Origin of the sequence: Rhizobium croatiense (assembly GCF_019793465.1) — a bacterium.
GTDB lineage: Bacteria > Pseudomonadota > Alphaproteobacteria > Rhizobiales > Rhizobiaceae > Rhizobium > Rhizobium croatiense.
The window spans coordinates 225,486-237,680 of the sequence record NZ_JAILYJ010000003.1 but is presented as its reverse complement, the minus strand read 5'-3'; the positions used below and the strand labels follow the sequence as shown (position 1 = coordinate 237,680).

Below are 12,195 nucleotides of genomic sequence, written 5' to 3'. Positions count from 1 at the left end.
GTCAGGCCGCCTGCAAGGCACGTTCCCGTCGCGCCAGCAGCAGAACGGTGGTCAACCCCGCCAGAAGCGTGATCGGAACAAGCGCGAAGATCACGTCAGACGGGCTGCTGCCGCCGGCGACGAGAAAACCCGCCAGCAATGGTCCCGCGATGGAACCGAGCCGCCCGACGGCCACCGCCACGCCGACACCGGTGCCACGGATTTCGAAGGGATAGCATTGAGGCGCCACGCCGTAGAGGATTGCCTGCACGCAAAGGATAGCACCGCCCACCAGCGCTCCAGCCATGAGGGTGAGCCCGAGATGTGCGGGCAGCAGGCTGAGCATAAGCAAAGCTGCGGCCGCGGCCGCGAAGCCGAGCGCGACCGGCATCACCGGGTTCCTCTGGTCGAGCATCCGACCGCCGACGAGGCTACCTGCCGCGCCGCCCAGGTTGAACAGGATCTGGACGAAAGAGGCCTCCTCACGGGCAAGGCCGCGGGAGACGAGAAGCTGCGGCATCCAGTTCAAGAGCAGATAGACGACGAGCAGCCCGAGAAAGAACGACACCCAGAGAGCCACCGTGGTAAGCAGCGTCTGCGGCGCCAGAATGCGCGAAAGAGCTCCCGAGGTGGATTTCGCCTCGCTCTTCACCACGCCGAGCGGCGGCAGCAGGATGTGGATGGCCGGCGCGACCAGCAACGGCATGATGCCGCCCACGAGGAAGATCGAGTGCCAGTCGCCGCCGTGCAGGCCGAGAATGGCGACGCCACTTGCCACGGCCCCGCCCAGGGGGACGCCGGCATACATGATGGAGACAGCGCGCCCCCGGCGGCTAGGATCTGTCGATTCCGCGGCGATGTTGACGAGGTTCGGCAAGGCGCCGCCGAGACCGACCCCGGTCAGGAAGCGCATGACGACGAGCTGTTCGAAGCTGGTGACATAGGCGGTGGCGGCCGAGAATATCCCGAAGGTCACCAGCGAAAGCACGAGTCCGGAGCGCCTACCCCAAGCATCGGCAACCCGTCCGCCGGCGAGCGCCCCGAAGATCAGGCCGACCGTCGCCGACGAGAAGAAAAGTCCGATCTGTTGGGGCGTGAGCCCAAACGCCGGCGCCAACTTGGGCACCGCGACGCCAGCCGCCTGCAGGTCGAAGCCTTCGATGACGGCTGCCATGAATGCGAGCAAGAGCGCTCGCCGCCCGCCGGAGCGGTGGTCGATGGTAATCTGCATTTCGTCCTCCCAGAAAGCGGGTTCCTACCTCCCCGCTGGTTGCAGGCCTAGCCCTGCTTCGGCCCATCCTCCTGCCAGATCTTCGCCAATAGCCGACGAAGCTCCGTCTGTTCCTCCGCCGTCAGGCGACGGAGCATGCTACGTTCATGTTCGGAAACGAGTGCCAGCCACGCCGCCGCCTCCTCCTCGCCCCGACGGGTCGGGAAGAGTCGCTGGATGCGCTGGTCGGACTCGTCCGCCTCGCGCAGAAAAAGCCCCCGTTCCTCGAGCTCCGCCAGGATCGGTACGATGTTTGCCCTCTGCATGCCGAGCGCACGGCAGATCTCCGCCGAGCTGATGCCGGGTGTCTCGATGATACTGAGCAACACGCTCATCGGCACAGGCCGTGTGTTCGCAGGCTCGAGCGCCGAAACGGCCCCTTGCAGGTCGAAAACCGAGGCACGGCGTAGATGGTAGCCCACCAGGTCTTGCAGCCGGCAAATCTTTGCGTCTTCGGGATCCTGCTCGGGCTGCGTCTTTTCCAAAGGCATGACGACGTCTCTCATTGGCACTTGCATTCTTCATAATGCTATGTCACATAACAGTCAATCCGCTATATGACATAGCGGTTCTTTCGCCGGCAGCTTTCGAGCGTCGCCGACCGTCTTTGGGAGGAGACAAATGACTTTCGTGTCAATGCGTATTGCCGGGGCGGAACATGCCGCCTCTACCGGCCGGACATTCCGACGACAGAATCCGGTAACCGGCGAGGTGGCGACCGAAGCCGCCGCGGCCACCGTTGCCGATGCCGTCGCTGCAGTCGACGCGGCGGCGACCGCCTTCCCCTCCTGGGCCGGGCTCGGGCCCAATGCTCGCCGCGCCGTGCTCCTGAAAGCAGCAGACGCGCTCGCCGCTAAGGGGGACGCCTTCGTCGCCGCAATGGCCTCCGAGATTGGCGCAACCGAGGCCTGGGCTCGCTTCAACGTCATGCTCGCCTCGTCCATGCTGCGCGAGGCGGCCGCGCTCACGACGCAGGTCGCCGGCGAAGTGATTCCCTCTGATAAGCCGGGCTGCCTCGCCATGGCGACCCGCGAGCCGGCCGGCGTCGTGCTCGGCATCGCGCCTTGGAATGCGCCGGTTATTCTCGGCGTCCGCGCTCTCGCAACCCCGCTTGCTTGCGGCAACAGCGTCGTCTTCAAGGCGTCGGAGATCTGCCCTCGCACCCACGCGCTGATCGTAGAGGCGCTCGAGGAGGGCGGCTTGCCCGGCGGGGTGGTCAGCCTCGTAACCAACGCGCCGGAGGATGCGGGTGACGTCGTCGGGGCGCTGATCGACCATCCGGCCGTCCGTCGCATCAACTTCACCGGCTCCACCGAGGTCGGCCGCATCATCGCCGAACGTGCGGCCCGACAGTTGAAGCCGGTGCTCCTGGAACTCGGCGGTAAGGCGCCGCTCCTCGTCTTAAAGGACGCCGACGTTGACGAGGCGGTGAAGGCCGCGATCTTCGGCGCCTTCTTCAACCAGGGCCAGATCTGCATGTCGACCGAACGGATCATCGTCGTTCCCGACGTAGCGGAAGAATTCGTGGCAAAGTTCACCGAACGCGCCAGGGCCTTGAAGGCTGGCGACCCGCGCAAGGGAGCGACCCCGCTCGGCGCCGTCGTCGATGTGCGCACGGTCGAGAAGGTCGAAGCGCTGATCGCAGACGCCGTGGCCAAGGGCGCAACGGTGACCGGGGCCGGCGTTGCGGAAGGGGTGCTCATGCCGGCCCAGGTGGTCGACAAAGTGACCTCCGACATGCGCCTCTATTCCGAGGAAAGCTTCGGCCCGGTCGTCGCCATCCTGCGCGCGAAAGACGAGGAGGACGCAGTCAGCCTCGCAAATGACAGTGAGTACGGCCTGTCCGCGGCGGTGTTCAGCCGCGACGCGGCGCGGGCACTGTCGGTGGCGCGTCGCATCCGTTCCGGCATCTGCCATATCAATGGCCCGACGGTTCACGACGAGGCGCAGATGCCCTTCGGCGGCACCAAGGCCTCGGGTTACGGGCGCTTCGGCGGCAAAGCCGGCATCGCCGAGTTCACCGAGTTGCGCTGGATCACCATCGAGACCGAGCCCGGTCGCTTTCCGCTCTGAACGGCCGAACAGATTCGTAGAAACCGTTCCGGCCGACCGGCCGAGGCTGTGCACATGCAAGGAGGGCCCTATGGCCAACGATATAGACACCGTCGCCTATGATGTCGTCGACCGCATCGCCTGGGTGCGCTTCAACCGGCCCGACAAGCGCAACGCAATGAGCCCGACGCTCAATCGCGCGATGATGGAGGTGCTCGACGAACTCGAGTTCCGGGAAGATGTGGGAGTCCTGGTACTCACCGGCGAAGGCGCCGCCTGGACGGCCGGCATGGACCTCAAGGAATATTTCCGCGAGACGGAGGCGGAGGGTCTCAAGGGCGTCCGCAAGTCGCAGCGCGAGAGTTACGGCTGGTGGCGCCGGCTGCGCTGGTACCAGAAGCCGACCATCGCCATGATCAATGGCTGGTGCTTCGGCGGCGGTTACGGTCCGCTCTTCGCCTGCGATCTCGCCTTCGCGGCGCATGAAGCAAAGTTCGGCCTTTCGGAAATCAACTGGGGTATCCTGCCGGGCGGCGGCGCGACCAAGGTCGCGGTCGAGCTACTGTCCTTCCGCAAGGCCATGTACCATGCGCTCACGGGCGAGCCGATCGACGGGAGAACCGCGGCGGATTGGGGTCTCGTCAACGAGAGCTTGCCGCTCGCGGCGCTCAAGAGCCGGGTTACCGAGGTCGCGAAGGTGCTGCTCGAAAAGAACCCTGTGGCGCTGAAAGCCACCAAGGACGCCGTGCGCCGCGTCGGCGTGATGACCTACGATGAGGCGGAGGACTACCTCGTCCGCGCCCAGGAGGCGGCCAACTCGTTCGACGATGAAGGGCGCAAGGAGGGCATTCGTCAGTTCATCGACGAGAAGTCCTACAGGCCGGGTCTTGGCGCTTACGACAAGGATCGCCAGCCCCGCTGACGCCCTGAGGAGGGCAGGAGGAGGAGAAAGATGCAGGAGTTTTTTTGCCCCGATCCGGCAGCGCTGCACGTGCGCCTTCGACCGGATTCGCTTGCCTGCACTGACCTTGCAAGCGATCGCCGTTGGAACTACCGCGAACTCGATGCGGATATCCAACGTGCAGTCGCCCTGTTGCATCACGAGGGCATCGGTAAAGGCGACCGGATCGCCGTCCTTGCGCGCAACAGCGTATACCAGATCATCCTGCAACAGGCGTTGATGCGGCTCGGCGCGATTTTCGTGCCACTGAATTGGCGGCTGTCGCAGCAGGAATTGGCGCTCCTGCTGGAGGACTGCACCCCAGCCATTCTCTATACCGACGATGAGATTCCCCCCCTGCCACCGGGTTGCCGGAGCTACAGCTTCTCCTCCTTCGCTTCCGAAATGTCTGCCTTCGATCCAGCGCCGCGCTGTCCCCTGCGTTCGGGCTGCGACACCTGCATCATTCTCTACACCTCCGGCACTTCAGGGGTTCCGAAGGGAGCGCTGATCACTGCCCGATTTCTTCTGGCCACGGCGATAAATTTCAACGTGCTCGGGGAGGTCGATACCGGCTGCATATTTCTGTGCGACACCCCGATGTTCCATGTGATCGGCATCGTCGCACAGATCTGGCCGCCCTTGCTGCGCGGCGGCACGTTCATTGTCTCTCCCGGTTTCGACGCGGAAAAGACCAACGACCGGCTCGGCAACCCTGACTTCGGCGTCACGCACTATTTCTGCGTGCCGCAAATGGCCGAGGCGCTGCGCCAGACGCCAAACTTCGCACCCGAACGCTGGACGAAGCTCAAGGCGCTGTTCACCGGCGGCGCGCCCAATCCGGCGGCGCACATCCGCTGGTGGCTCGACCGTGGCGTGCGGGTGGTGGATGGCTACGGCATGACCGAAACCGGCACCACGCTTGGCATGCCGCTCTCACGCGACCTGCTGCGCAGCAAAGCGGGAGCCGCGGGCGTTCCTGGGCCACTGACGGCGGTGCGGCTGGTGGACGAGGATGACCGAGACGTGACTGACGGCACGCCGGGCGAGATTCTGGTCTTCGGTCCGAACGTGATCGGCGGATACTGGAACCGGCCGGAGGAACGTGAACGCAGCTTCACCGAGGACGGCTGGATCCGCACCGGAGACGTTGGGCGGCGCGACGAAGACGGCTACATCACGATTGTCGACCGCCGCAAGGACATGTTCATTTCCGGCGGCGAGAACGTCTATCCCGTCGAGGTTGAGGCCGCGCTTTCGGAACATCCCGGTGTGCGCGAGGTAGCTGTGGTCGGCATTCCCGACGAGCGATGGGGCGAGGTCGGTCGCGCCTACGTCGTTGCCGCGCCGGGGCAGGACCTCGACAGTGACCAACTCGCCCATCACTGCCAGTCGTTGATTGCCCGCTACAAGGTTCCAAAAGAGTTCCGCTTTGTCGACGAGCTTCCAAGAACCGGATCCGGAAAAGTGATCAAACATATATTGCGCAAGGAGGCGCTGGAGGAGTGCCGCTCGAAGCCCGGCAGTGATTTCAGGCGGTAGGCGTCCGCGGCATCACAATTACGATGGATTGAATGATTGGCGTGAGGCAGAGCGTCATCGCGTGCTTCGATCAACAGCGCCGCTTACGGCGAGACATCGGACCTGCGCCGCGCCATGACGGCAGCTGATCTTGCCGCTCCAACGGATCTGCGACGCAATTGTTATCGATGCGATTCTAAACGGCTGGATCGCTACTGTCGCACCGTGGCGCCGTTGCCTTCGACCTGCAGAAACCATTCATATACGGCGCGAACCCCCTCCTCCAGCGAGATGCCCGGCTTCCAGCCCATGTTCTTCAGCTTGTCGTTGCTCATGAGCTTGCGCGGGGTACCGTCCGGCTTGGAGAGGTCGTGGGCGATTTTTCCTTCATAACCGACAACGCGGCAAACCAAGCGCGCGAGTTCAACGATTTCGATATCCTCTCCCGAACCGACATTGACGTGCTCAGCGTCGGAATAATTTCTCAACAGGAAAACGAGCGCATCGGCACAATCATTGACGTGAAGAAATTCCCGCCGCGGCGTTCCGGTTCCCCAGATGGTAATTTCGGGCGCCTCCGTCACCTTTGCCAGGTGGGCTTTGCGAATGAGCGCCGGCAGGACGTGACTGGATTGCAGATCGAAATTATCGCCCGGACCATAAAGATTGGTGGGCATGGCAGAAATATAATCGCGCCCGTGCTGCTTGCGGTAGGCTTCCGCCAGCTTGATGCCGGCAATCTTGGCGACGGCATACCATTCGTTGGTCGGCTCGAGCGGGCCGGTCAGAAGCGCATCTTCAGGAATCGGCTGCGGCGCAAATTTGGGATAAATGCAACTCGACCCCAGAAACAGAAGCCTGTCGACGCCACTGCGATGCGCGGCTTCGAAGATATTGGCCTCGATGATCAGGTTGTCGTAGAGAAAATCGGCCGGAAGCGTGTCGTTCGCCAGAATCCCGCCAACCTTGGCAGCCGCGAGGATGATCGCATCCGGTCTGTTGGTCTGGACGAATCTTTCGACTTCGTCCTGCCGCTTCAGATCGAGCTCCTGCCGTGTTGCCGTGATGACCGTGCAATTTTCTGAGTGAAGCCTGCGCACAAGAGCGCTGCCCACCATACCCCGATGGCCAGCCACCCAGATTTTCTTGTTGGACAAGTCGGACACTCAGATCTCTTTCCTACTGTTCTGTGTCTTCCAGTGCTTGATATCTTCACGCACCATTTCGGCGGCGAGTTCGCGAACCGGCGTCTTGTGGTGCCAGCCCAAATTCTGACGTGCTTTGGTCGGATCGCCAAGCAAAAGGTCGACTTCCGTCGGGCGAAAATACCGAGGATCGATTTCGACAAGGCATCGGCCGGAGGCAGCATCATAGCCCTTCTCATCAACGCCGGATCCCTTCCATTCCAAAGTAATGCCCACGTCGGCAAAGGCCCACTGGACGAACTGGCGCACGCTGGTCGTCTCGCCCGTCGCCAATACGTAGTCCTCCGGCTTGTCCTGCTGCAGCATCAGCCACATGCCTTCGACATATTCGCGCGCGTGGCCCCAGTCGCGCTTGGCGTCGAGATTGCCGAGGAAGAGCTTATCCTGGAGGCCGAGATGGATGGCAGCCACCGCCATCGTGATCTTGCGGGTGACGAAGGTTTCGCCGCGAAGCGGGCTTTCGTGGTTGAATAAAATGCCATTGGACGCATGCATGCCGTAGGCCTCGCGATAATTCACGACGATCCAATAGGCATAGAGCTTGGCGGCGGCATAGGGAGAGCGCGGATAAAACGGCGTCTTCTCGTTCTGCGGCACTTGCTGCACAAGGCCGTAGAGTTCCGATGTCGATGCCTGGTAGAATCGGGTCCTTTTCTCAAGACCCAGGATACGAATTGCCTCAAGCAGCCTCAGCGTCCCAATGCCATCGGCATCCGCCGTATATTCAGGCGTTTCGAAACTGACGCCAACATGGCTTTGTGCGGCAAGGTTGTAAATTTCGTCAGGCTGCGTCTGCTGCACGATTCGCAGGAGATTGGTCGAGTCGATCATATCGCCATAATGGAGGATGAACCGCGGATGAGCTTCATGCGGATCCTGATAGATGTGTTCGATACGGCCGGTGTTGAAAGACGAGGATCGCCGCTTGATGCCATGCACCGTGTAGCCTTTGCTCAGAAGCAATTCGGCCAGATAGGCACCATCCTGACCAGTCACCCCGGTGATAAGCGCAGTTTTTGTCATTTTTCACGTCGTCTTTCGATGCAATCCTTGGGATGTGTTTATGGAAACGACGAAACGAGCGCAACCTTTATATAACCGCGCGCGCCCAAGCGAAATCAGCATTTTGGATCTCCGCGGTTGACCTGAGGCCGGGGCAATGAGACTAGAGCATCACAAACTGTCTGATCTCCAAGGAGGAAATATGATCCTAGTGACGGGAGGAGCTGGTTTCATCGGCGCGAACTTCGTGCTCGATTGGCTTGCGCTTCAGGATGAACCGGTCGTCAATTTAGATGTGCTGACCTATGCCGGCAATCTGGAAAATCTCGCTTCCGTCTGGAACGATCCGCGCCATCTCTTTGTCAAAGGCAGCATCGCGGACCATGATCTCGTCGAGGAACTGCTCCGATTCCATCGTCCGCGGGCAATCCTGAACTTCGCCGCCGAAAGCCACGTCGACCGATCGATTTACGGTCCCGAAGAATTTATCCAGACGAATATCGTCGGCACGTTTCGCCTGCTGGAGGCGACCCGCGGATTTCTTGCCGCACAGAATGAAGCCTTCCGCGCCGGCTTTCGTTTTCTCCATGTATCGACGGACGAAGTCTACGGCTCTCTGGCTCCGACGGAGGCCGCTTTCAGCGAACAGCGCAAATACGAGCCGAACAGCCCCTATTCCGCCAGCAAGGCGGCCAGCGATCATCTGGTGCGCGCCTATCATCACACCTATGGCCTGCCTGTTCTGACGACGAACTGTTCGAACAACTACGGCCCCTATCACTTTCCCGAAAAGCTTATTCCCCTGGTCATTCATAATGCCCTCTCAGGCAAACAGATCCCGATCTACGGTGACGGAATGCAGGTGCGCGACTGGCTGTTCGTCAAGGATCATTGCAGCGCGATCCGACGCGTTCTGGAGAATGGAAAAGTCGGCGAAACCTACAATGTAGGCGGCAGGAACGAACTGACGAACCTGTCGGTCGTCAATACGCTCTGCGAGATCCTCGACGAATTGAGACCGCTGCCGGATGCGGCAAGCTACCAGTCCCAGATCGCCTTTGTGCGGGACCGGCCCGGTCATGATCGCCGGTATGCCATCGATGCTGATAAAATCGAGCGCGACCTGGACTGGCGCCCGAGCGAGACGTTCGAGACAGGCATTCGCAAGACTGTCCAATGGTATCTCGCCAACGAAGCCTGGGTAAAAAACGTCACAAGCGGCAGCTACCGCCAGTGGATCGACCGCCAGTACCGATAAGAATACTGACCCATTTCATAATAGCTCGTGCCTCGAAGCTGCGCTGGGTCAATAGCGCAGCAGGCGGTGCAGAACGCGCTTAACGCCGAACGGGATGTAGCGTTGTGCCCATCTACGCCTCGCGACAGCACCAGCCTCGCGAAGGCCGCCGGAAAATCCTGGTGAGATCGTTCTTATCTCCGAAAGCGCTCGCATGAGCGCAGCTTCATATGCTGCGTAGACAGGGTCGGGTTCCCTGCAGACAGAAGTGTAGAAAGCGGACAGTCTGTCGAAATCGCCGTCAGCCAGCAGCTGAAACTGATGGAAATGGTAGAAGATCAACGGCGCGCCGTCGACGAATATCTGGCCTGAGCTATCCTCCGTGAAGCGCAGCTTCTCGTAATTCCAAGGCGCAATCCCTGCTCCCGGGTGAGCGATAATATGGCACTTTGGGTAGAGGACGGGCCACTCGTCCAAATATTTCTGATCACCCATTTTGCCGTCTTCGAGGCGATAGTAGCACCATTCGATGCACTGCTCACGCCAACGGGAAAGGCAACGCATCCCCTCCTCGTCGCGCCGGAAGCTCACCCATTCCACACAGAAACGGCCGTTCACTTCCCTGTCCTGCAGCCGGGGCGCAAAACGATGCTCGATAATTGCGATGGAACGATCACCGATTTCGTCGAGGATGGGACGGATCGGCGAATAGAACAGCAGGTCGGAGTCGAGATAGGTAATAAAATCGATTTCCGGATGATGCTGCAGCACGTAGGTCGGGAGACACGGTGACAGGGTCCAGCAATATTCGGCAACGCCACGCGATTTCTTCGCTTCTAAGAGCTCCGGCGTCTCGATATCCGCAAGTGCAATACAAGTGATGTAGGACCTGTTGAAAGCGGTTAATATCTCCTGCGTCTTCTGATCCATGCAGAGCACGAAAATATGCGCGTCAGGGCACCACTCGACGAGGCTTTCCATCATGGCCATCCCCTTGATGAGATAACCGCTGTCAAAAAGGGTGCAGAAGTAGTTCGTCATGATTGAAATGGCTTCCTGCATACATAGGTGCGGCTTGCATTGCCCTTGCTGCTGTCACGCTGGTCCACGTTCTCACTCAGCGTGAAGGTCGCCAGGACTTCCAGGCCATGAACACGAAACATATCCAGTAGCTGCGACTCTGAAAAATGAATCTCTATGGTCTCGACGCCATAAGCTTGCTTGCGGAAATACTTTGTCGGCTCGCCATAAACAACCGGCGTGCGGTGAAAAATAACGTAGTCCTTGGCGACACGGGCGCTCTCGGCGATCGCCGCTTCATAATTGGGAATATGCAGCAGGCAGCATCCCGAGACCACGACATCGAATGTATCATCCTGATAGCTGAGCCGAGTCGCATCCTCAACGTCGAATGCCAGCCCCGGATAGATGCTGCGCGCCATATCAATAAACGCATCTGAATAATCGCAGCCGCGATAGCGCAGCGGCAAGCCATTCACCTCAAGCACTTCGGAGTAATATCCGCTGGAACAGCCGATTTCGAGCAGCGAGCCATCGGCCGGCAGATTGTCAATTTTACGCAAGGCGGCGGTGAAAACATCGAACACGTCTACCGAGACGCCGCTGCGGTATTCCTTTAGTTGGCGCTCGACGAGTGTCCTCTGACGTGCGGGCAGGTCGGCCGTTTTCCAGGACGCGGCAAGGCGTGAACTTTCGCTGTCACGACGAGCCTCATCTATCTCGACATAGCGGGACGATACCGATGTCGCAGGCAACAGCCGTTCCCGCAACCGCTTCAACTGGCTCTTCACTGCTGGAAAGCGATTGAGACTTGCGCGCAGAAAGGACATCAGCCCTGTGTCTCCAGATATCGCTTAAGGATCGGCATCAGTTCTTCCATCCTGGTCTTGTAGGTGTGGTCCTTCAGCGTCCTTGCCTGACCGGCCTTTGCGATGGCATCGGCCTCGTTGGGATGATCTATATAGTAGCGGATAAGTTCTGCGGCTTCCTGAGGGCTGGAGTAAGCAACCACCTCTTTGCCGACGTCGAAAATTTCCCCGAGGTTGTCTTTTTTGTCGGTAATCAGCAGCGATCCGACACCCGTTGCCTCGTAGAGCCGCATGTTGTTGGCATTGTTCTCGGCAACATTGATATGCCGGTTGACAGTAATTCGGCTGCGAGCCAGCGCGCGGTACATATCCGGACCCCAGACTTCGCCATTGTGACGTTGTCGAATCGGAGATGATCGCGGAAGCGTCCTGGCGCCATAGCCGAAAAACTGTATCGGCGTCGTGTTGGCAAGATATTCGAGCAAGGGTATGGCTTTGCCGTGATGACGACTTATGCCGCCGACGAAGCTCACCGGCACATCGCGTGGAACGTCGCCTAAGATATCGAGCACCCGGGTGTCGAAGCCGATCCGGAAATATTCGGATTTTATCCCCATCTGATGAAAACGAGGCACGAAATGCGGGAAGGATGTGAGGATGAGGTCGTAGGGCCGCAGAAAACTGTCCGGCGGTAGCGGACAAGCGATCTGGCCAACGATCAACCGCACCGTCTTTTTCAACTCAATTAGCGCATGTGGCGGGAAAAAGCTGAGATCCTGACAATAGAGAACATCCGGCTTGAACGCTCGGACCCGCGCCATGGCGACTTCGAGCAGGCCGGGGAGTGCCGCGAGACGCGCGCCGATGTAAGGCAATCTGAAAAACCGGTGCGGCAGTTTCATCGCCCACGGACTGAACGGTTCGTTATTCTCTTGTGCCCAGGCCGATTGCAACGGAACACAATTGCCGACGATATCAATGACCTCGCAACCGAGCTCTTTCAGGTGGCGCGAATAGAAGTCGGATGTGCCGAACGCAGCCTCAAGCAGAGCGTCCGTCTGCTTTTGGGACGGGGCCGACCTCAAAGCCCGATTGCGGCGATAATGCATCGTCAGAAATCGGGAATAGTAGGTGTCGAATACGGCAATCCGCATGACGCT

Annotated in this window: 11 protein-coding genes; 4 read left to right on the top strand and 7 right to left on the bottom strand. The window is 60.1% G+C overall.

Translation table 11 applies throughout. The features are described from left to right. Position 1 precedes the first annotated feature (1 nt). Both mhpT and K6M89_RS06770 read right to left on the bottom strand, forming a co-directional pair. Positions 2-1,210: a 3-(3-hydroxy-phenyl)propionate transporter MhpT gene (gene mhpT / locus K6M89_RS06775; protein ID WP_222138867.1), complete on the bottom strand. Its 1,209-nt coding sequence runs from the start codon at positions 1,208-1,210 to the stop codon at positions 2-4. Between the two features lie 47 nt (positions 1,211-1,257). Continuing rightward, on the bottom strand, positions 1,258-1,740 hold the full coding sequence (locus tag K6M89_RS06770; protein WP_222138866.1) for a MarR family winged helix-turn-helix transcriptional regulator: 483 nt from the start codon (positions 1,738-1,740) through the stop codon (positions 1,258-1,260). A gap of 130 nt (positions 1,741-1,870) precedes the next feature. Here K6M89_RS06770 and K6M89_RS06765 point away from each other — a divergent pair, with 130 nt between their 5' ends. The 3 genes from K6M89_RS06765 to K6M89_RS06755 all read left to right on the top strand — a co-directional run bounded on the left by K6M89_RS06765 (position 1,871) and on the right by K6M89_RS06755 (position 5,783). Continuing rightward, on the top strand, positions 1,871-3,322 hold the full coding sequence (locus tag K6M89_RS06765; RefSeq protein WP_222138865.1) for an aldehyde dehydrogenase: 1,452 nt from the start codon (positions 1,871-1,873) through the stop codon (positions 3,320-3,322). A gap of 70 nt (positions 3,323-3,392) precedes the next feature. Next, positions 3,393-4,223: a p-hydroxycinnamoyl CoA hydratase/lyase gene (locus K6M89_RS06760; RefSeq protein ID WP_222138864.1), complete on the top strand. Its 831-nt coding sequence runs from the start codon at positions 3,393-3,395 to the stop codon at positions 4,221-4,223. A gap of 30 nt (positions 4,224-4,253) precedes the next feature. Continuing rightward, complete coding sequence (locus K6M89_RS06755; protein WP_222138863.1) at positions 4,254-5,783, top strand: AMP-binding protein; 1,530 nt, start codon at positions 4,254-4,256, stop codon at positions 5,781-5,783. A 191-nt stretch (positions 5,784-5,974) separates the two neighbouring features. Here K6M89_RS06755 and fcl read toward each other — a convergent pair whose 3' ends face one another. After that, positions 5,975-6,928, bottom strand: coding sequence for a GDP-L-fucose synthase (gene fcl / locus K6M89_RS06750; protein ID WP_313138690.1), 954 nt, complete (start codon positions 6,926-6,928; stop codon positions 5,975-5,977). Further along, entirely contained in the window at positions 6,929-7,990 is a 1,062-nt protein-coding gene (gene gmd, locus K6M89_RS06745) for a GDP-mannose 4,6-dehydratase (protein WP_222138862.1), read from the bottom strand. 181 nt (positions 7,991-8,171) lie between these two features. On the opposite strand from gmd, the gene rfbB reads away from it, so the two are divergent. Beyond that, positions 8,172-9,227, top strand: coding sequence for a dTDP-glucose 4,6-dehydratase (gene rfbB / locus K6M89_RS06740; RefSeq protein WP_222138861.1), 1,056 nt, complete (start codon positions 8,172-8,174; stop codon positions 9,225-9,227). Positions 9,228-9,275: 48 nt separating this feature from the next. On the opposite strand, the gene K6M89_RS06735 is transcribed toward rfbB, so the two are convergent. Genes K6M89_RS06735 through K6M89_RS06725 form a run of 3 tightly spaced genes read right to left on the bottom strand, consistent with a single transcriptional unit; the run spans position 9,276 to position 12,189 of the window. Beyond that, on the bottom strand, positions 9,276-10,247 hold the full coding sequence (locus K6M89_RS06735) for a hypothetical protein (RefSeq protein WP_222138860.1): 972 nt from the start codon (positions 10,245-10,247) through the stop codon (positions 9,276-9,278). Next, entirely contained in the window at positions 10,244-11,056 is an 813-nt protein-coding gene (locus tag K6M89_RS06730; protein ID WP_222138859.1) for a class I SAM-dependent methyltransferase, read from the bottom strand. Before K6M89_RS06730 ends, K6M89_RS06735 begins: the two co-directional genes overlap by 4 nt. Next, a complete protein-coding gene (locus K6M89_RS06725; RefSeq protein WP_222138858.1) occupies positions 11,056-12,189 on the bottom strand; it encodes a CgeB family protein in 1,134 nt (377 codons plus the stop codon). Before K6M89_RS06725 ends, K6M89_RS06730 begins: the two co-directional genes overlap by 1 nt. Positions 12,190-12,195 lie beyond the last annotated feature (6 nt).